The sequence below is a fragment of the Bacteroidota bacterium genome, assembly GCA_038746285.1.
GTDB lineage: Bacteria > Bacteroidota > Rhodothermia > Rhodothermales > JANQRZ01 > JANQRZ01.
Genome location: JBCDKT010000023.1, coordinates 37,025 through 57,348, shown reverse-complemented (window position 1 = coordinate 57,348; position 20,324 = coordinate 37,025). Strand labels below are relative to the sequence as shown.

The following is a 20,324-nucleotide window of genomic DNA, read 5'->3' as shown; positions in this document are numbered from 1 at the left end:
TGACGATGCGCTGGGTCTCGGAGAACGTCTCGCCCACGGCGCGCACTACGTAGAGCCCCGCCGGGCGGCCCGACCCGTCGAAGACCAGCGAGCGCGCCGCCTCCGCCCCGAGCGCGCCCTCGAAGAGCGTCGCCACGCGGCTCCCGAGCGCGTCGTAGACCACGACGGAGACCTCCTGGGCCTGGTCCAGCGTCAGCGTCAGCGTAGTGCGCCCGGAGGCAGGGTTGGGGAAGGCCGCCTGGAGGCGGCTGGCAGCGGCGGTGGTGCCGTCCTCAGCCGCGACGGAGCCGTCGAACTGCGGGTCGAGGACAAACAGGCCGCGCTGCGTGTCGCTGACGACGACGACGCCGCTCTCGAAGAAGGGGTAGTTGCTCCAAGTGCCGCTGAACGTCGTGCCTTCGCTGTCCGGGTTGGTGTCGAAGAAAGCGATCTCTTCCAGAACCTGGGGGCCGTCGCCCTCAATCGCCTGGGTGTCCAGGATGCGGAGGCCGGCAGCGTAGTTCGAGGCGTAGACGTAGCGCCCGCTGACGTACAGGTTGTGGTCGACGGCGCGCGTCCCGTGGTCGTAGGCGTCCAAGAACTCGGGGTCGTCGAGGTCCGACACGTCGGAGACCAGCGTCCGGGTGTTGAGGCCGAACGTGCTCTCGTCCCCCTCGTCGTTGCTGATCAGGTAACGGCTGTCCTCGGTGAGCCACCCCTGGTGGACGTAGTCGAAGTTGGGATAGATGATCTGCGAGAGCTGCACCGGGTTCGCCTTGTCGGTCACGTCGACGATCGTGACGGTGTCTTCGTTGAGGGCGAAGCAGACCTCACTTCCGGTGTAGTCGGTGTCGGGGCCATCGTAGGTGACGCACTGCACGTCGTGGGTGTAGCCGTCATCGCTGAAGCAGCCGGCGAACGTCGGCTCCGTCGGAGTCTGGATGTCGACCATGTGGAGGCCCCCGGCGCAGGCGCTGCGGTCGCCGACGATGTAGGCAAAGCCCGTGTCCTCGTTGATGGCGATGTTGTGCGCGCCGCCGATGGCGTCGTAGTGCGCCGTCTCGGCGAACGTGGTCGGCTGCGTCACCCCGCGGAGCAGTGTCAGGTCGAAGACCTGCATGCCGTGGGTGTCGCTGAAGTCGGCGACGATGAAGGCGTGGTTCTGGTAGACCTTGATGTCGCGCCAGACCGAAGCCGGGGCGTGGGTGGGAAGACGGCCGAGGTACTTAGGAGCCTCCGGGCTGGAGACGTCGACGAACGCCGTTCCTTCGACGAGCGCGACGAGCGCGTACTCCTTGCCGGTGTCCGGGTCGGTCCAGCCCCAGATGTCGCTGGCGTACTGCGAGCCCATCTCGCCCAGGGAGACCCGCCCGAGCACGTCCACGCCGTCGCAGGCGTGAGCAGTGGACGACCCCGGAGGCGTGACGAGTCCGCCCGAGCAGTTCGCTCGCTGCGCGTCGGCGTCGGGAGTGAGGGAGACGAGCAGCAGGAACGAGAACAGCGAAACGAGTCGTCGCATCAGGGAGCGGTTGGGTGTGCAGGGGATGAACGGGACCGGACGGTAGATACCGCGAGGGCGTGCTGGAGCCGTTCGGTTCACATCCTTTCGCGGATACTTCACACACAGATAAGCTTTCGAGGGCCGGGTCCACTGCTCGGCTCGCCTCACGCAGAAACAGGGACTTGGTACGGTTCGCCCTCGAACCTGTTCGCAGGGCGGTTCTTTCTGACCCCTTCGGCCGGGAACACGAGGCCGTTCATGGCCACATAGACACCCGGCGGGAGCGTCTGGACCGCCGCCAGGGCAAACCCGATGTTGAATTCGGCGTCCGAGCCCTTGAACCGCGCCGGACTGAGCGAGCCGACGAGGACGACCGTTTTATCGCCTGCGTCGCCGAGCGCCTGGGCCGTCGCGGTCATAGTGTCGGTGCCGTGGGTGATGAGGATGCGCGGACTGGAAGCTGCCCGGACGCGCTCGGCGATGAGCGCTCGGTCGGCGTCGGTGAGGTCGAGGCTGTCCTTGCGCAGCAGGGTCTCCACCTCGACCTCCGCCGCGACTCCGACGTCGCCGAGGATGTCAACGATCTGCGGGTCGCCGATCTCGTAGTCGCTGCGGGCGTCGAAGTAGACCTTGTCGATCGTGCCGCCGGTGGTGAAGACGTGGATGTGCACAGGCGTCGGGGGTCGAGGGTCGAGGGCGAAGTCGAGCAAGGTACCGAGACCGCCGTGCAACGCGCCAACCGTCCACCGCCTCACTGTCCCCACGGGCGACAAGACTAGGGCAGAATGCGCCAAAGGTGACACCGGCTGTGGGGCGCGGACCTTGACAACGGGGGGCATGTTGGAGTACGCTAGCGCCCTCTGCTAACCCCTCCCGTTCATGGCCGACCCCCGCTCCAACGGCTCCGACCTGCGCCGTGCCATCCTCGACCGCACGCGCCTGATGCTCGTCGAGGTCGGCTACAACAACCTCTCGATGCGCAAGATCGCCCGGTCGGTCGGGTGCAGCGCCACGAGCATCTACCTCCACTTCGAGAACAAGGACGCGCTCCTGCACGCGCTCATCGACGAGGGGATGATGCAGCTCAACGCCTCGCTCCAGAAGATCGCGGACTCCCACCCGGACCCAGCTGAGCGCCTCGAAGCGATGAGCCGGGGCTACGTCCACTTCGGGCTCGACCACCCGGAGTACTACGAAGTCATGTTCATGCTCCACCCGGAGCGGATGGCCCGCTACCCGGCCGAGAAGTACCGCCGCGCCCGGCGCAACCTGGAGCTCTTCGCCGAAGCCCTCGGGGCCGGAGCCGAGACCGACCAGTTCGACGTGGCCGACCCGGCGATGGCAGCGAGCGTGCTCTGGGCGGGGCTCCACGGGGCGGTGGCGCTGCTGCTGGCGCAGCGCGTGGACGTGCGCTTCGAGCGCGACGCCATCGCCGAGGCCGTCGTCCGCCACGCGATAGCCGGCTTCTGCTTCCAGGCCGACCCCGCCCCGCACGGCTAGGCCGGCAGGTAGCGGACCCGGGGCCCACAGGCCGCCGCGCGCGCCCGTCGACAGGCGAGCAGGTCAGGCGTCCGCACGGCTCAGTGCGTTCGTCGTATTTTTACCTTGGCTTCACGCAGGCGCGCGTGCCCGTAGGTGCTTTCATTTCCCTAAGACCCCGAATCCCATGCCGCTGCAAATCCACACTGCTCTCCCTCAGTCCAAGGGCGAGGTCGTCCTCGGACGGACGATCCCCTCGCTGCTCGTCGAGGCGGCCGAGCGCTACCCCAACCCGCGCGCCTTCAACCAGCCGCGCCCCGAAGGCGGCTGGATGACGATGTCGACCGCCGAGTTTCGGACGGCCACCGAGGAGATCGCGGCTGGGTTCCTCGAGCACGGCTTCGAGCGCGGCGAGCACGTCGCCTTCTTCGCCAACAGTGACCTCTACTTCCAGCTCTTCGACTTCGGGACGCTCCTGGCGGGCATCGTCAACGTACCGCTCTACACCACCTACGCGCCGGAGAACCTCGTCTTCGTCGCCACCCACAGCGAGTCCAAAGCCCTCGTCGTCTCGAACGAGGAGATGCTCCAGAACTTCGCCGGCTGGGCCGACCAGGTGCCGGAGGTTCGCCTCGTCGTCCTCGCCGAGGGCACCGGCAGCGGGGTCACGCTCCCCGACGGGATGCAGCTCCTCACGATGGAAGACCTCCGCGGGCTCGGCCGCCGCCGCCTCGCGGAGCACCCCGGCTTGCCGGACGAACTCCGCCAGCAGATCGACGCGCGCGACCTTGCGACGCTCATCTACACCTCCGGCACGACCGGCCAGCCGAAGGGCGTGATGCTCTCGCACGAGAACATCACCTCGAACGCCATCTCCGCAATCTCCGGGATCGCGATTCTCGGGCACGCTGAGGAGGTGGTGCTCAACTTCCTCCCGATGACCCACATCTATGCCCGCACGCTCACGATTGCGAATGCGGGCTGGGGGCACACCCTGTACTATACCAACCCAGACCAACTCGTCGACCACCTCGCCGAGGTCAAGCCGACGTTCTTCGCGACGGTCCCGCGCGTGCTCGAAAAGGTCTTCGACAAGGTCGCGCTCGGCATCGCGCAGGCCGAGGGGGCCAAGAAGAAGATCGGCAGCTGGGCGCTCGACCGCGCCGTCAACTACGACGTCACGAAGGAGCCCGCCGGCCTCGACGCCGTCAAGCACGGCCTCGCCGACAAGCTCGTCTACTCGAAGCTCCGCGAGAAGCTCGGCCTGACCCGCATCAAGGCCGTCACCTCCGGCGGGGCCGCCCTCCGCGCCGACCTCGCCCGCGCCTTCAACGGCTTCGGCATCCAGGTGCTCGAAGGCTACGGCCTCACCGAGACCAGCCCCGTCATCACCAACAACCTCCCCGGCATGATCCGCGCCGGCACGGTCGGCCCGCCGATTGCCGGGGTCGAGGTGGCGATTGCCGAGGACGGCGAGATCATCTCCCGCGGGCCGCACATCATGAAGGGCTACTACAAGGCCCCCGAGAAAACCCAGGAGGTCGTAGACGAGGAGGCCTGGTTCCACACCGGCGACATCGGCGAGTTCACCCCCGAAGGCTACCTCCGGATCACCGACCGCAAGAAGGCGCTCTTCAAGCTCTCGACCGGCAAGTACGTCATCCCGTCGCCCATCGAGAACCGCCTGACGGCCGAGCCGCTGATCGAGCAGGCCGTCGTCGTCGGCTCGGGCTACAAGTTCTGCACGGCGCTCCTCTTCCCGAGCGCGGACGGCCTTGGCGTGTGGGCCGAGGACCATGGCATCGCCGGAAGCGGCCTCCACGACTGGATCAAGGACCCCCAGGTCGTCGCCGAGTACGAGCGCATCGTCAACAAGGCCAACACCGGCATCGACCGCTGGAACCAGGTCAAGCGCTTCAAGCTCGTCCCGGACCTGATGACGGTCGAGAACGAGCTGCTGACGCCGACGATGAAGGTCAAGCGCTCGGCGGTCAGCAAGACCTTCGACGGCGAGATCGGGCAGATGTACAGCGCCGAGGTCAAGGACGGCCGCGAGTGCGTCGCCGTGGTGTAGGCGCGGACGAGCGGAGGACGGGACGAGCGGAAGCGGGCGGCGCGACTAGGTCGCCGGCCCCGCTTGCACTCCTTCTTGACCTTCCCGATTAACGCTGTTAACTTCGAGGCACAGCGTCGGACCGGACCCATCGCGCTCGCCCTGGATATAAGCGCGCCCCCACCCGTCCGATCACCCTTCCCATGGAAACTGACAGCCTCCCGCTCGACTTCGCCCAACTCGGGCCGCTCATGAAGCTCGCCGAGGGCCTCGACCTGGCCGCCGTAGCCGAACTGGCCGAGCGCGTGGACCTCGGCGAACTCATCGGCCTCGTCGCCCGGATGGACGAGGGGACGCTCGCGGCGATGAAGAAGATGATGGCGTCCTCCGCGGGCGGCGAGGCCGGGCCCCCGCCCGTCGACAGCGACCTCTACGACATCCGGGACGCGCTGACCGACGAGGAGCGCCGGATGATGGAGCAGATCCACAGCTTCATGGTGAGCGACGTCGCCCCGGTCATCGCCGGCTGCTGGGCGCGCGACGAGACGCCGGTCGAGGTGCTGCGCGACGGGTTCCGGCGGCTCGACGTGGCTACGCGGATCTACGGCGACGGCACCTACAAGCGAGCCCCTCACGCGGCCGTGCTGGAAGGGCTTTCGACGATGGAGATCGCACGCGTCGATCCGTCCACGGCGACGTTCTTCGGCGTCCAGTTCGGGCTCGTGATGCAGTCGCTTCTGCGCTGCGGCAGCGACGAGCAGAAGGCGGAGTGGTTTCCCCAGTTCCGCCACCTCGACGCGGTGGGAGCCTTCGCCCTCGCCGAGCCGAAGGTGGGCAGCGCCGCCGCCGGGGGCCTGACCACGACCTGCCGCCGCGACGGCGACGGCTGGGTGCTGAACGGTCAGAAGAAGTGGACCGGCAACGCTACCTTCGCCGACCTCGTCATCGTGTGGGCGCGGGACGAGGCCGACGCGAGCGTGCGCGGCTTCCTCGTCCGGGCGAAAGAAAACCCCGGCTACGCGGCCGAGAAGATCACTGGCAAGACTGCGCTGCGCGCCGTCGAGAACGGCCTCGTCACGCTCACCGGCTGCCGCGTGCCGGAATCGGACCGGCTCCTGGGCTGCACCTCGTTCCGCGACGTGGCGGACGTGCTCCGCGTGACGCGCGCCGGCGTGGCGTGGATCGCCGTTGGCTGCGCGATGGGAGCCTACGAGCACGCGCTCGCATATGTCCAGCAGCGGCGGCAGTTCGGCCGGTCCATTGGGTCGTTCCAACTCGTCCAGGCCAAGCTTGTCCAGATGCTTGGCAACGTCACGGCGATGCAGACGATGTGCCTCAAGCTCTCGCGCCTCCAGGACGAAGGACGACTGACGGACGAGCAGGCGTCGCTCGCTAAGGTCTTCACCACCACCCGCTGCCGCGAGACCGTCGCCCTCGCCCGCGAACTCCTCGGCGGCAACGGCATCCTCCTCGACCACCACGTCGCCCGCTTCTTCGCCGACGCCGAGGCGATCTACTCCTACGAGGGCACGCACGAAATCAACACCCTCATCGTCGGCCGCGCCATCACCGGCATCGGCGCGTTCGTCTGACCCTGTCTCATGCTGTACGGGCGCAACATGCTGCGCCCCTACCCATAATCCAACACCCAAACCATGGAAACGCTAACCCAGACCACGACCAACGGGCAGCGCACTCCCGTCGCCGCGCCCCGGCCTTTCCGCACCGCCGCCGTGCTCGGCGCGGGCGTGATGGGGTCGCAGATTGCCGCCCACCTCGCCAACGCCGGTCTCCAGGTGCTGCTGCTCGATGTCACCCCGGAGTCGATCGGCAAGGAGGGCACGCCTAACAGCCTCGTCGAGGGGGCCTTCAAGGCGGCGACGAAGATGAACCCCGCGCCGTTCTTCACGCCTGCCGTCCAGAAGCGGGTGACGCTCGGCAACTTCGACGACGACTTCGACAAAATCAGCAGCGTCGATTGGGTGATCGAGGTCGTGGTCGAGCGGATGGACATCAAGCAGTCGGTCATAGCGCGGATCGAGGAGCACGCGAGCGAGGCGGCCGTGATCTCGACCAACACCTCGGGCCTGCCGATTGGCGAGATCGCTGGCGGCCGGAGCGACGACTTTAAGCGCCGCTTCCTCGGGACCCACTTTTTCAACCCGCCGCGCTACCTCAAGCTCTTCGAGATGATCCCGACGCCGGACACCGACCCGGCTGTCACCGAGCGCGTGGCGCACTTCGCGCGCGTCCACCTCGGCAAGGGCGTCGTGATCGCCAAAGACACGCCGAACTTCATCGGCAACCGGATCGGCGTCTACGCGATGATGCAGGCGCTCCGGCAGGCCACCGAGGGCGACTACTCGGTTGAGGAGATCGACCAACTCACCGGCCAACTCATCGGTCACCCCAAGAGCGCCACCTTCCGCACCGCCGACGTGGTCGGGCTCGACACGCTCCGGCACGTCGCCCAGAACCTCTACGACGCCGTCCCGGACGACGAGAGCCGCGACGCCTTCCGCGTCCCCGACGTGCTGAACAAGCTCGTTGACGACGGCAACCTCGGCGCGAAGACGAAGGCCGGGTTCTACAAGAAGGAGGGCAAGGTCATCCGGTCCGTCAACATGCAGACGATGGCCTATGAGGACCCCGCCGAGAGCGACCTCGACATCAGCCCGTTCAAGGGCGGCAAACTCGAAGACCGCCTGCCGAAGCTCTACGCCGACGACGGCCGCGCCGGCTCGTTCTTCCGCACCACCACGCTCGACCTCTTCGGCTACAGCGCCCGCCGCGTCCCCGAGATCACTGACAGCCCGGCGGACCTCGACCGCGCCGTCGCGTGGGGCTTCGGCTGGGAGATGGGACCGTTCCAGATGTGGGATGCCCTCGGCGTGGACACCGTCCGCAGCGACCTGAACGAGCACGGCATCGAGGTCCCCAGCTGGGTGGCCGACGTGCCCTCGGAAGGGTTCTACAAAGAGGAGGGCGGGACGCGCCACGTCTGGGTGCCGGGCCAGGGCGAGTACGTCGCCGACCCGCGCCCGGCCGACGAGTTCGGCCTCGCCGTCATCAAGCAGGACGAAAGCAAGACCCTCTGGAAGAACAGCGAAGCCGCGCTCCTCGACCTCGGCGACGGCGTCGCGCTCTTCGAGTTTAGAAGCAAGGCCAATAGCCTCGGCCAGGAGGTGATGCAGGGGCTGAGCGAAGCCATCGACAAGGTCGAGAACGACCGCGACCTGCGCGGACTCGTGATCGGCAACGAGGGGGCCAACTTCTCGGTCGGGGCCAACCTCGGCGAGGTGGCAATGGCGGTTGCGATGGGGCAGCTAGACCAGGTCGGCGGCTTCCTCGAAGGCTTCCAGGACACCGTGATGAAGGTCCGCTACAGCACCAAGCCGGTCGTCGTGGCGACGCACCAGCGCGTGCTCGGCGGCGGCTGCGAGATCACGATGGCGTGCCCGCACCCCGTCGCGGCGGCCGAGACCTACATCGGCCTCGTCGAACTCGGCGTCGGGCTGATCCCCGGCGGCGGCGGGACGATGATGATGGCGGCGAAGGCCGGCGAACTCGCCGCCAACCCCGACCGTCCGAGCGAGATTCAGCCCTTCCTCCGCCAGCACTTCGAGCAGATCGCGATGGCGAAGGTGGCGACCTCGGCGCACATGGCGCAGGCGATGAACTTCCTCCCGCCGGAGGCCGTGATCGTGATGAACGACGCCCGGCGGTTCCACGTCGCCAAGGCCGAGGTCGTCCGCCTCAGCGAGCAGGGCTACCTGCCGCCGCCGGTGCGGACCCGCATCCCGGTCCTCGGCAAGCCGGGGCGGGGGCAGTTCGAGGTCGCGCTCTACCAGTTCGAAGAGGGCAACTACATCAGCGAGTACGACCATTTCCTCGCCTCGAAGCTCGCCTACGTGCTCACCGGCGGCGACCTTCCCGGCCGCACAGAGGTCCACGAGGACTACCTGCTCGCGCTCGAACGCGAGGTCTTCCTCTCGCTCCTCGGCGAGGAGAAAACCCAGGCCCGCATCCAGAGCATCCTCACGACCAACAAGCCGCTCCGTAACTAGGCCCGTGTGGGACCTACCGTAGGGGCGCAGCATGCTGCGCCCCTACGCCCGAAGCCTCACCACCGTCGCAACAGACCTATGCAAATCAACGAAGCCTTTATCGTATCCAGCGTCCGCACACCCGTCGGCAAGGCGAACCGGGGCGCGCTCGTCCACGTCCGGCCCGAGGTCCTCGGCGCGACTGCCGTGCAGGCTGCCATCGACCGCGCTGGGAGCCTCAGCCCCGAGCAGATCGAAGACGTCATCATGGGATGCGCCTTCCCCGAGGGACCGCAGGGGATGAACATGGCCCGCGTGATCTCGCAGAAGGCCGGCCTCCCGGACGATGCCGCCGCCGTCACCGTCAACCGCTTCTGCTCGTCCGGCCTCCAGACGATTGCCCAGGCCAGCGCCGCCGTCACGCTCGGCCAGAGCGAGGTCGTCGTCGCCGGCGGCACCGAGTCGATGAGTTCGGTCCCGATGGGCGGGTTCTTCTTCAGCCCCGACACCGACCTCGTTCAGGAGAACCCCGACGTGTATTCCTCGATGGGCATCACCGCCGAGAACGTCGCCGACCAGTACGACATCAGCCGCGAGGACCAGGACGCCTTCGCGCTCCAGTCGCACCAGCGCGCCATCGACGCGATTGAGAGCGGGCGGTTCGGGGCCGAGACCGTCCCCGTTGAGGTGCACGAGGTCGTCTACGCCGGTGGCACCGAGACCGAGGAACGCTCCTTCACTCACGACACCGACGAAGGCCCGCGCGCCGACACGACGCTCGAAGCGCTCGCCCGGCTTCGCCCGGCGTTCAAGCAGGGCGGGAGCGTGACGGCGGGCAACGCCTCGCAGATGAACGACGGCGGGGCCGCCGCTGTCGTGATGAGCAAGCGGATGGTGGAGGAGACCGGAGCCGAGCCGCTCGCCCGGCTCGTCGGGTTCGCCGTGCACGGCGCGCCGCCCGAGATCATGGGCATCGGCCCGATCAACGCGGTCAAGAAAGTGCTGGGGCAGACAGGCCTGGCGCTGGGCGACATCGGCCTCCTCGAACTCAACGAGGCGTTCGCCAGCCAGGCCCTCGCCGTGATTCGCGAGCTGGGGCTAGACCAGGACAAGGTCAACGTCAACGGTGGGGCGATTGCGCTCGGCCACCCGCTCGGCTGCACCGGAGCCAAGCTGACGGCCACGCTCCTCCACGAGATGGAGCGCCGCGGCGAGCGCTACGGCATCGTCACGATGTGCGTCGGCGGCGGGATGGGCGCGGCAGGCGTCTTCGAGAACCTGCGCCGCTAGACGGCACTGGCAAAACGCCGGATCCGGGGCATCCGCGAGGGTGCCCAGTTCCGTTTCGGCGGGTCTTGCCGGCTAAAGTCGCCGCAGGTGGGCGGCGATATTTCGCCTGCCTCTTGCGTAAACCCTAAAAATAGTTTACACTGTTAACCACGAGGTGAGAACGACGCTTCGCGGCGGTGCCGCCAGAACGCGAAGCGTTTTGTTTCCGCTGCTCAGTTAACGCTGTAAACCACCTGAAACGACATGGAACCGCTCGCTCTCTTCGCCGAAACCCCGTGGGGCTGGGCTGCCCTCGGCGTCCTCGCTGTGCTCTTCGCGCTCGGCTTCACCGGTGCTCCCCTCTGGCTGTGGGCCGCCGCCGGCCTCGCAGCACTCGTCGGTTTCGGCGCGCCGCTGTGGCTGACGGTCGTGTTCGCCGTCCTAGCGGTCGTCTTCAACATCCCGGCCGTCCGGCGCGCCCTGCTCACGCGCCCGGTGATGGGGCTGATGGACGCCCTCGGGTTCCTCCCGACGATCTCGCCGACCGAGCAGACAGCCATCGAGGCGGGCACGGTCTGGGTCGAGGGCGAGCTCTTCAGCGGTAAGCCGGACTTCAAGCGGATCATGGACGAGGCCTACCCCGACCTGACGCCCGAGGAGCAGGCGTTCCTCGACGGACCGGCAGAAGAGCTGTGCCGCATGGCCGACGAGTGGACGACGATGCAGGAGCGCGGGCTTTCGGAGGCGATCTGGGACTTCCTCAAGCGCGAGCGCTTCCTCGGCATGATCGTGCCGAAGAAGTACGGCGGCCTCGGATTCTCGGCTATCGGTGTGTCCGAGGTGCTGCAGAAGATCGACACGCGTAACGCGGTGGCGGCGGTGACGGTCGGGGTGCCGAACTCGCTTGGGCCGGCCGAGCTGCTGATCCACTACGGCACCGAGGAGCAGCGCGACTACTACCTCCCGCGCCTCGCTGACGGCACCGACATCCCCGCCTTCGCGCTGACGGAGCCGAACGCCGGGTCCGATGCGGGGGCGATCTCGTCGCGCGGCACGGTCTTTCGGGGGGAGGACGGCGAGCTCTACGTCCGCCTGAACTGGCACAAGCGCTACATCACGCTCGCCGCCGTCTCGACCGTCCTCGGCCTCGCCTTCAAGCTCGACGACCCCGACAACCTGCTCGGCAAAGGCACCGACCTCGGCATCTCCTGCGCCCTCGTCCCGACCGACAGCGAAGGCGTCGTGCTCGGCCGGCGCCACGACCCGCTCGGCATCCCGTTCTACAACTGCCCGACTGAGGGCCACGACGTGGTGCTCCCGCTGGAGTTCGCCGTCATCGGCGGGGGCGAGGGAGCGGGGCAGGGGTGGAAGATGCTCATGGAGAGCCTGGCCGCCGGGCGCGGCGTCACGCTCCCGGCCGGGGCTGCGGGCAAGACGAAGCTCGCGGCGCGCGTGGCCGGCGCGCACGCCCGCGTCCGCCAGCAGTTCGGCCTGCCGATCGGCAAGTTCGAGGGGATCGAGGAGCCCCTTGCCCGCATCGGCGGGGCGACCTACCTCCTCGACGCCGCGCGGCGCTACACCTGCGCCGGCATCATGCACGGGGCCAAGCCGGCCGTCGTGACGGCGATGCTGAAGTACCAGTCGACCGAGCTGTGCCGCGCCGGGCTAACCGACGCGATGGACGTCGTCGGCGGCAACGGCATCAGCCGCGGCCCACGCAACCTGCTCGCGGCCCAGATGGCCAGCTCGTTCATCGGCATCACGGTCGAGGGCGCGAACATCCTCACGCGGACGCTGATGATCTTCGGGCAGGGCGCGATCCGCTGCCACCCCTACGCCTACCGCGAGATCGAGGCGCTGATGGCGAAGGACACGAAGGCGTTCGACGCCGCGTTCTGGCCGCACATCGGGCACGTCGTCCGCAACGCGTTCCGCGCCACCGGGCTGAGCGCCACGCGCGGCGTCTTCGCCGGTGCGCCGGCCGGGGGCCCGACGAAGCGCTACTGGCAGAAGCTGGCCTGGACGAGCGCCTCATTCGCCTTCCTCGCCGACCTTGCGATGGGCACCCTCGGCGGTGACCTCAAGCGGAAGGAGAAGCTGACCGGCCGCTTCGCCGACATTTTCTCGTGGATGTACCTCGGCGCGACGGTGCTGCACCGGTTCGAGACCGACGGCCGACTCAAGGAAGACGAGGCGTTCATGCGCTGGGCGATGGAGCACGCCTTCGAGCAGATCCAGGAGGCGTTCGACGGGCTGTACGCCAACATCGAGGTGCCGGGCGCGACCTGGCTCTTCCGCGGGCCGATCGCCGCGTGGAGCCGGTTTAACCGTCTCGGCACGCAGCCGTCGGACGCCCTCGGGCACAAGGTGGCGCAGGCCGTGCAGGTCCCCGGTGAGCACCGCGAGCGGCTCCTCGGCGGCATGTTTGTCCCTGCCGACAAGGAGGAAGCGCTCGGCCGGCTGGAGCACGCGCTGGGGCTCGCCTACGAGTCGGAAGGCGTAATGCAGAAGGTCAAGAAAGCAATCCGCCGGAAGGAGCTGCCGCGCAAGGTGGCTCCGAAGGTGCTCGTCGAGCAGGCCGTCGAGAAGGGGATCATCACCCCAGCCGAAGCGCAGCTTCTCCAGGACGCGAACGCGGCCCGGCAGGACGCTATCCAGGTCGACAGCTTCACCCTCGACGAGTACAAGCAAGGCGCAGTCATGACGGTGCCTGCGGCTCCGACCTCGGGTGACGGCGCGACGAGCGAGACCGTCTTCGAAAGCTCGGGCGGCACGGCCTACGGTGCCACCACGGCTCCGACCGAGCCGGCCGTCAAAGACCTCTAGCCGTACCTTTCCCACGACCGACCACCCGCGAGGGCGTGCCGCCGGTACGCCCTCGCTCATTTCACCCTGACATGGCAGAGATCTACCGAAGCGACCTCCTGAGCGGCGAACACGTTGTGGTAACCGGCGGGGGTACGGGGCTGGGCCGCGTGATGGCGATGCGCGCCGCTGCGCTCGGCGCTGCCATCACGATCTGCGGGCGCCGCGAGGAGCCCCTGGAGCAGACCGCAAGCGACATCCGAGAGGCCGGGGGCACCGCCGAAGGCATCTCGTGCAACGTCCGCGAGGCCGAGAGCGTCGCCGCCTTCTTCGACGAGGCGGAGGCCCGGCAGGGGCCGGTGACGCGGCTCGTCAACAACGCGGCGGCCAACTTCCTCGCGGCCTCGGCCGACCTCAGCCCGAACGGGTTCGACGCGATCGTCAAAACCAACCTCTACGGGTCGTTCTACTGCACCCAGCAGTGCGGGCAGCGGTGGATCGAGCGCGGCACGCCCGGAGCCGTTCTCTCGATTGCGACGACCTACGCCGAGACCGGCAGCGCGTTCGTCCTCCCGAGCGCCGTCTCGAAGGCAGGCATCGTGGCGATGACCAAGTCGCTCGCGGCGGAGTGGGGGACCTACGGCATCCGCCTCAACTGCATCGCCCCCGGTCCCTTCCCGACCGAAGGTGCGTGGAGCCGCCTCGTCCCCGATGAGGAGATGGCCGAGAACATGAAGAAGCGCGTCCCCCTGAAGCGCTTCGGCGAGCCGCACGAACTCGGCGACCTCGCCGTCTTCCTCCTCTCCGACGGTTCGTCCTACCTCTCCGGCGAGTGCATCGCGCTCGACGGCGGCGAGGTGCTCGCAGCGGGTGGGCAGTTCAACGACTTCATCAAGATGCCGCGCGAGGGGGTCCTGACTGTGCTATCAATGATGCGAGGAGGGTGAGCGGTAGAGGGCAGAGGAAAGAAAATCGGCGGAGTTAGCGAGCTCGCCGCGCTCCGCCCCAATCCCGTAGGGGCGTAGCGGTGCTACGCCCGGGCCAGGGTCATCCCACCCGGTGGTGCATTTTCCGCACACCTGGCCCGGCGACGAATCAGCGGCCGAAGGACCGAAGGCCCCTGAAGTGCCTCCGCATCCGCTGCCGAGCCCCGGCCGGGCACAAAAGGCACAAGCCTGCTGGCGGCACGGGTGTGCCTGTCCGTCGCACCGGGCTGGAAAGCCAGAAGAGGGGAAACTAGGTTTCGTCAGGGGATAGAGATGCTGATTTTTTAGCATAGACTCTTGACAGGGGTACGCGTCGTCTCATACTTTGACAGTGTTAAAAATTTAGCAGAGCGTGTAACTCTGCGTTTCCCGCGCCCGTAGCGACGCCCGACCAACGGATCCCCCATGCCTGCTCCCAACCTCAGCCGCCGCGAGCGGCAAATTATGGACGTCGTTTACCGGCGCGGTGAGGCTACGGCCGCCGAGGTCATGGACGGCCTCGCCGATCCGCCAAGCTACTCGGCCGTCCGCGCCCTGCTCCGCATCCTCGAAGAGAAGGGCCACCTCGCGCACACCCAGGACGGACCGCGCTACGTCTACCACCCGACCGTCGCGCCAGAGAAAGCGCGCCGTTCGGCGCTGCGCCACGTAGTCCGCACATTCTTCGACGACTCGGCCGGCCGAGCGGTGGCCGCGCTCCTCGATACGGAGGGTAAGAACCTGTCGGACGACGAGCTAGACCGACTCGCCTCGCTCATCGAGAAAGCCAGAAAGGAGGGCCGCTAGCATGAACTTTGTCACATACCTCGACCTGTCCGACTGGACCGCGCTGCTTGCTGCGGTCGCCGTCAAGGGTACGCTGCTCTTCCTCGCGACCTTCTTCGTTGTTGGCCTGCTGCGGCGCACGTCGGCGGCCACGCGGCACGCGGTCTGGACGCTGGCCCTCGCGGCAGCGCTCGTGCTGCCGGCGCTGTTCCTCGTCCTGCCCGGCTGGCAGGTGCCGGTGCTGCCCGCATCGGACTCAGGCGCTTTCGTCACCCCGATCCCGCCAGCGCCGGCCGCCGCCCCGGCTGCACCGCTGTCGCTCTTGGCTCCGCCGCTGCCGCCGTCCCCGCCGAGTGCACCGCGCGTTCTGGTGATCCCGAGGCCGGATGCTTCCTCCCGCCCGGACGCCGAGGCTCAGTCGGACCTGCAAGTTCACGTCCATCATGACGGTACGCGTGCGCGCTCGGTGGTCATCGAGCGCCGCGAAGCGGCTGCGTCGGCCGCTGCCGCTCCGCTGATGGGGCACAGCCCATCGTCGCCGCTGCCCCTGGACGACTGGCGCTCGTGGGTGCTGCTGGCGTGGGTTGCCGGAACCGTCGTCGTCGCGGCGCGATGGTTCATTGCGATGCTCGGGGCGTGGCAGCTCGTGCAGCGCGCCGAGCCGGTCCACGACCCGGAATGGCTGGAACTCAAAGAGCGGATTGCGTTCGGGCTGGGCCTGGAGCGTCCGGTCCGGCTGCTCCGCAGCGACCGCATCACGGTCCCGGTTGCGTGCGGGGTCAGCACGCCCGTCGTGCTCCTGCCGGCCGGTGCCGACGCATGGTCGGAGGACCGGCGTGAGGTGGTGCTGACCCACGAGCTAGCACACATCCTGCGGCGCGACTGCCTGTCGCAACTCGTCGCCCAGGCGGCCCTGGTCGTGCACTGGTTCAACCCGCTCGCGTGGGCAGCGCACCGCCGGTTCCTGCTCGAGCGCGAGCACGCCTGCGACGACTACGTCATCAACAACGGCGCGCGCGCCTCGGACTACGCCGACCACCTGATGAGCATCGCCCGCCGCTTCCGGCGCGATTCCCTTTCCCTGTCCGCGACCGCCCCGATGGCCCGGCGCTCTAACCTCGAAGGCCGCATCCTCTCGATCCTGGACGCCGACCAGAACCGGAGCGCGGCAAGCCGGGTGGGCCTCGCGGTCTGCGGCGCGCTGGCGCTCGCGCTCATCTTGCCCCTGGCCGCGTTCCACCCGGTAGAGGCTGAACCGGACCTACAGGCAGTGCTGCTCGCGCCGGACGTGGCGGAGCCGACCCCCGCGCCGGAGCCCGAGGTGCTGGTGATCGCTAGCTCGACGCGTGACGACACGGTCACCTGGGAGGGCCGCGTGGCCTCGGGTGGCTCCGTCGAGGTCTACGGGATCAATGGGTCGATCCAGGCGCGCACCGGCGCGGGGGACCGTGTCCGCATTGAGGCTGAGAAGAAGTCGCGCCGGGGGCGGGAGGACGAGGTCGAGATCGTCGTCAACGAGTTTGCGAACGGGGTCGTCGTGTGCGCGGTCTATCCGGGGCAGGACGGCCGCTGCCGCCCCGGCGAGGGGGCGGGTGACGGCGACATCCGGGACAGCGACGTGAACGTGCAGTTCGAGATCACGTTACCCGAGAGCGTCCGGCTCGTCGCTCAAACCGTCAACGGCAGCGTCAAGACTGAACCGCTCGGGGCCGATGTCGAAGTCCGCACTGTCAACGGCAGCTTGGAGACGGCCTCGCGCCGGGGCGACGTGACGGCCGAGACCGTCAACGGCTCGGTCCGTGCCGAGGCGGCCGGGCTCGTCCGCGCCGGCACCGTCAACGGCAGCCTCACCCTCCGCATGGGCCGCGCCGACTGGGACGGCACGCTCGCCTTCGAGACGGTCAACGGCAGTATCACCCTCGACGTGCCGGACGACTTCAGCGCGACGGTCCGCGCCGAGGCGCAGACGGGCAGCATCAAGTCCGACTTCCCGCTGGAGATCCGCCGCGACGGCTACACCGGAGCGTCGGCGAAAGGGCAGGTCGGCAGCGCCTCGCGCCGGCTGACGCTCTCCGTGCTCAACGGCAGCATCAAGCTGCGCCGGGGCTCGGGTGCTATCGGGGCGGCCACGGGCGCAGACGCTGCGCGCGACCGGCACCAGCGCCTCAACGAGCGCCGGGCACGCATCGAAGAGCAGTGGCTGAACGATCGGAGGGTACAGGAGGAGCGCCACCGCGACCTCGCCTTTCAGGCGCTCGCCGACATAGGGCCCGAGATGGAGCGTGCGATGGAGGAGGCAGAGCGCGCCCTGGCCGCCGTCGATTTTGAGGGGGCTATCGCATCGGCGCTCGCCGGCATCGACCGGGTCGACATTCAGCGCGAGGTCGAGGCGGCTCTGGCCGAGATAGACTGGGCGTGGGAGAGCGCAGACTGGGACGAGGTCTGGCAAGAGGCCGAAGACGGCCTCCGCGATGAGCTTGATGATCTCCGCGACGAACTCGACGACCTCGAAGAGGAACTCGCCGAAGACGAGCTCACTCTCGCCGAGCGACAGGAGCTGCAGGTGCTCTGCGAGGCGCTGCGGGCGGAGGAGCGAGCGCTGAAGCGCTACCTCCGCGAGATGCGGCACCGCGAAGCATCCGGCAGACACGGCGCGGCCGACCACTAGCGCGGCCGAGCATCCCCTCTAACCTTCCAGTGTCCTGCTCAACGACACCTGTGCGGGTGAGGTATGCCCGCTCACGACTAGCCCCAGCAATGCATGGACACGCTGCTCCTCACCCTCGCCGCTTTTCTCCTGGCTGCCGGTACGGCACAGCCGGATGACGACACGCCGCGGAGCATCCGCGCCGTCCGCGTCGAGGCAGCGGCTTCGCCCGCGCTCGACGGTCGCCTCGGCGAAGCCGCGTGGCGAAGCGCCGAGGCCGCTTCCGGGTTCGTCCAGCTCCGGCCTCACGCAGGCGAACCCGCCACCCAGCACACCGAGGCGTTCGTCCTCTACGACGACGACGCGCTCTGGGTCGGCTTCCGGTGCTACGACGACAACCCCGATGCGGTCGTAGCCCGCCTCGCCCGGCGCGACGACTGGACGATCAGCGACAAGGTCTTCGTCTCGCTCGACTCCTACGGCGACGGGCGGACCGCCTTCGGGTTCGGCGTCAACGCGGCCGGCGTCAAGTACGACATCCTCACCTACAACGACAACAACGAGGACATGAGCTGGGACGCGGTGTGGGACGCGGCCGTTGCCCGGAACGACACGGGCTGGACGGCCGAGTTTCGGATCCCGTTCTCCCAGCTTCGCTACCAGACCGGCGAGGGTGTCGGGGCATGGGGGATCCAGTTCCAGCGCGACATCGCCCGCACCGACGAGAAGACCTTCTGGGCACCGATTCTGCCGGATGTGGACGGGTTCGTCTCCCGCTTCGGAACGCTCGAAGGGCTGAGCGGATTGGCCTCGCCCCGACGGCTTGAAGTGCAGCCCTACCTCGCCAGCCGCCTCACGCGCGAGCCGGGCGAGGCCGACAATCCGTTCTACAGCGAGAACGACCTCCACGGCTCGGTCGGTGCAGACGTGAAGTACGGCCTCACGAGCAACCTCACGCTCTCGGCCACCATCAACCCAGATTTCGGGCAGGTCGAGGCCGACCCGGCGGTGGTGAACCTATCGCAGTTCGAGGTCTTCTTCGAGGAGCGGCGACCGTTCTTCGTCGAGGGGGTCGACGTGTTCCAGTTCGGCCGGACGCGGACGTTCAATACCAACTTCCGCCCGACCTTTTTCTACTCGCGCCGCATCGGGCGCCGGCCCCAGCGCGGGCTGAGCGGCGAGGAGTTCGTCTACACCGACTCGCCGGACCAGACGACGATTGCGACGGCCGCGAAGGTGAGCGGCAAGGTCGGCGACTGGTCGATTGGGGTGCTCGACGCGGTCACCGTCGAGGAGCAGGCGCAGGTCCTCAGCACCGATGGCGAGCGGCTCCAGACGCCCGTCGAGCCACTGACGAACTACGCCGTCGGGCGCGTCAAGCGCGACTTCCGCGACGGGCAGACCGTCGTCGGCGGCCTGTTCACCGCGACGAACCGGAGCATGGCCGAGCCCGCCTTCGCCGATATCACGCCGGAGAGTGCCTACGTCGGCGGCCTCGACTTCGAGCACGCCTGGGGTAACCGGGCGTGGACCGTCAGCGGTGTTGTGGCTGGGAGCGTCGTGGGTGGCTCCGAGGCGGTGATCGATGCCTTGCAGCGCGCGCCGCAGCGCTACCTCCAGCGTCCCGATGCGGACCACCTCAGCGTCGGCGACGGTGCGACGAGCCTGAGCGGGGCCTACGGCGAGGTCTCCATCGCCAAGACGAGCGGCAAGCTCATCGGCTCGCTCACGGCCAACCACGTCAGCCCCGGCTTCGACGTGAATGACCTGGGTTTCCAGTTCCGGTCGGACGTGTACTCGCACTCCGGCATCGTGATCTACAACGAGAACGACCCCAGCCCGGCCTGGCTGCGGCGCTGGGGCGGCAACGTCAACTGGAACGTCGCCGTCAACGGCGCTGGGCAGACCATCAACCGGCGGCTGAACTTCAACTCAAACCTCCAGTTTGCCAACCTGTGGGGCACCGGCCTCTACGTCGGTGGCAACCTCGGCGAGACCTTCAACGACCGCCTCACGCGTGGCGGACCGGTCGCCACGAGGCCCGCCGACATCGGCGTCAACCCGTGGGTCCACAGCGACGACCGCCGGGTGGTCTCGGGCAGCGCCTACACGTTCATCCGCACCGAGTTCGCCGAGAACCCCGAGTGGGACGTGAACGCCGGGGTGGACCTCACGGTGCGTCCGTCGTCCTCGCTCGAGTTTGTCCTCAGCCCGGAACTGTCGAACGAGTTCGACACGGACCAGTACCTCACCGCCGTCGAGGATGAGGCTGCCGAGGCCACCTTCGGCACGCGCTACGTCTTCGGTGACATCCGGCAGACCTCGTTCTCGCTCGGCCTCCGCGCGGGCTGGACGTTCACGCCGGACCTCACGCTCCAGCTTTTCGCTCGGCCGTTCGTCACCGCCGGCCGGTATTCCGGCTACAAGCAGCTCCGCGCGCCCGGCACCTACGACTTCGACGTCTACGGGCGCGACACCGGCACGATCGCCGAGCGCGAGGACGCCTTCGAGGTCGCGCCCGGCGACGGGGGGGAGGCGTTCTCCTTCGACAAGCCCGACTTCAACTTCCGGTCGCTGCGCGGGAGTGCCGTCGTGCGCTGGGAGTACCGTCCCGGCTCGGCGCTGTTCTTCGTCTGGCAGCAGCAGCGCGACGGCTTCGAGGATTTTGGCGACTTCGACCTCGACCGCGACGTCGGGGCCATCTTCCGCGAGGACGTGCAGAACATCTTCCTCGTCAAAGCCACCTACTGGCTCGGCGTGTAGCGCACGAACCTGGGGACGACCCGTCCAACCG

The 20,324-nt window shown here is 68.2% G+C and carries 12 protein-coding genes; 10 read left to right on the top strand and 2 right to left on the bottom strand.

The window, feature by feature from the left end; all coding sequences use genetic code 11:
- Together AAGI91_09350 and AAGI91_09345 are read right to left on the bottom strand one after the other, a co-directional pair.
- Positions 1–1,498: choice-of-anchor B family protein (locus AAGI91_09350; protein ID MEM1042823.1), on the bottom strand; the 1,498-nt coding region annotated here is incomplete at its 3' end.
- A gap of 146 nt (positions 1,499–1,644) precedes the next feature.
- Complete coding sequence (locus AAGI91_09345) at positions 1,645–2,151, bottom strand: asparaginase domain-containing protein (GenBank protein ID MEM1042822.1); 507 nt, start codon at positions 2,149–2,151, stop codon at positions 1,645–1,647.
- Between the two features lie 208 nt (positions 2,152–2,359).
- On the opposite strand from AAGI91_09345, the gene AAGI91_09340 reads away from it, so the two are divergent.
- The 10 genes from AAGI91_09340 to AAGI91_09295 all read left to right on the top strand — a co-directional run bounded on the left by AAGI91_09340 (position 2,360) and on the right by AAGI91_09295 (position 20,293).
- Positions 2,360–2,980 carry a TetR/AcrR family transcriptional regulator gene (locus AAGI91_09340; protein MEM1042821.1) on the top strand — a complete coding sequence of 207 codons (621 nt, stop codon included), beginning with the start codon at positions 2,360–2,362 and terminating at the stop codon, positions 2,978–2,980.
- A 166-nt stretch (positions 2,981–3,146) separates the two neighbouring features.
- Positions 3,147–5,033 carry a long-chain fatty acid--CoA ligase gene (locus AAGI91_09335; protein ID MEM1042820.1) on the top strand — a complete coding sequence of 629 codons (1,887 nt, stop codon included), beginning with the start codon at positions 3,147–3,149 and terminating at the stop codon, positions 5,031–5,033.
- A 182-nt stretch (positions 5,034–5,215) separates the two neighbouring features.
- Positions 5,216–6,604 (top strand): acyl-CoA dehydrogenase family protein, encoded by a 1,389-nt coding sequence (locus AAGI91_09330; GenBank protein MEM1042819.1) that lies wholly within the window; start codon positions 5,216–5,218, stop codon positions 6,602–6,604.
- 63 nt (positions 6,605–6,667) lie between these two features.
- Positions 6,668–9,079, top strand: a complete 2,412-nt coding sequence (locus tag AAGI91_09325; GenBank protein ID MEM1042818.1) for a 3-hydroxyacyl-CoA dehydrogenase NAD-binding domain-containing protein — start codon at positions 6,668–6,670, stop codon at positions 9,077–9,079.
- A gap of 78 nt (positions 9,080–9,157) precedes the next feature.
- Positions 9,158–10,348 carry a thiolase family protein gene (locus AAGI91_09320; GenBank protein MEM1042817.1) on the top strand — a complete coding sequence of 397 codons (1,191 nt, stop codon included), beginning with the start codon at positions 9,158–9,160 and terminating at the stop codon, positions 10,346–10,348.
- Positions 10,349–10,591: 243 nt separating this feature from the next.
- Positions 10,592–13,153 (top strand): acyl-CoA dehydrogenase, encoded by a 2,562-nt coding sequence (locus AAGI91_09315; protein ID MEM1042816.1) that lies wholly within the window; start codon positions 10,592–10,594, stop codon positions 13,151–13,153.
- A gap of 71 nt (positions 13,154–13,224) precedes the next feature.
- A complete protein-coding gene (locus AAGI91_09310; protein ID MEM1042815.1) occupies positions 13,225–14,079 on the top strand; it encodes an SDR family oxidoreductase in 855 nt (284 codons plus the stop codon).
- Positions 14,080–14,523: 444 nt separating this feature from the next.
- A complete protein-coding gene (locus AAGI91_09305; GenBank protein ID MEM1042814.1) occupies positions 14,524–14,904 on the top strand; it encodes a BlaI/MecI/CopY family transcriptional regulator in 381 nt (126 codons plus the stop codon).
- Position 14,905: 1 nt separating this feature from the next.
- Positions 14,906–17,551 (top strand): M56 family metallopeptidase, encoded by a 2,646-nt coding sequence (locus tag AAGI91_09300; protein ID MEM1042813.1) that lies wholly within the window; start codon positions 14,906–14,908, stop codon positions 17,549–17,551.
- 93 nt (positions 17,552–17,644) lie between these two features.
- Positions 17,645–20,293: a DUF5916 domain-containing protein gene (locus AAGI91_09295; GenBank protein ID MEM1042812.1), complete on the top strand. Its 2,649-nt coding sequence runs from the start codon at positions 17,645–17,647 to the stop codon at positions 20,291–20,293.
- Positions 20,294–20,324: the final 31 nt, after the last annotated feature.

Coding starts and splice junctions, on each gene's coding strand:
- AAGI91_09340 (MEM1042821.1), top strand. CDS start 2,360: ATGGCCGACCCCCGCTCCAACGGCTCCGACCTGCGCCGTGCCATCCTC.
- AAGI91_09335 (MEM1042820.1), top strand. CDS start 3,147: ATGCCGCTGCAAATCCACACTGCTCTCCCTCAGTCCAAGGGCGAGGTC.
- AAGI91_09330 (MEM1042819.1), top strand. CDS start 5,216: ATGGAAACTGACAGCCTCCCGCTCGACTTCGCCCAACTCGGGCCGCTC.
- AAGI91_09325 (MEM1042818.1), top strand. CDS start 6,668: ATGGAAACGCTAACCCAGACCACGACCAACGGGCAGCGCACTCCCGTC.
- AAGI91_09320 (MEM1042817.1), top strand. CDS start 9,158: ATGCAAATCAACGAAGCCTTTATCGTATCCAGCGTCCGCACACCCGTC.
- AAGI91_09315 (MEM1042816.1), top strand. CDS start 10,592: ATGGAACCGCTCGCTCTCTTCGCCGAAACCCCGTGGGGCTGGGCTGCC.
- AAGI91_09310 (MEM1042815.1), top strand. CDS start 13,225: ATGGCAGAGATCTACCGAAGCGACCTCCTGAGCGGCGAACACGTTGTG.
- AAGI91_09305 (MEM1042814.1), top strand. CDS start 14,524: ATGCCTGCTCCCAACCTCAGCCGCCGCGAGCGGCAAATTATGGACGTC.
- AAGI91_09300 (MEM1042813.1), top strand. CDS start 14,906: ATGAACTTTGTCACATACCTCGACCTGTCCGACTGGACCGCGCTGCTT.
- AAGI91_09295 (MEM1042812.1), top strand. CDS start 17,645: ATGGACACGCTGCTCCTCACCCTCGCCGCTTTTCTCCTGGCTGCCGGT.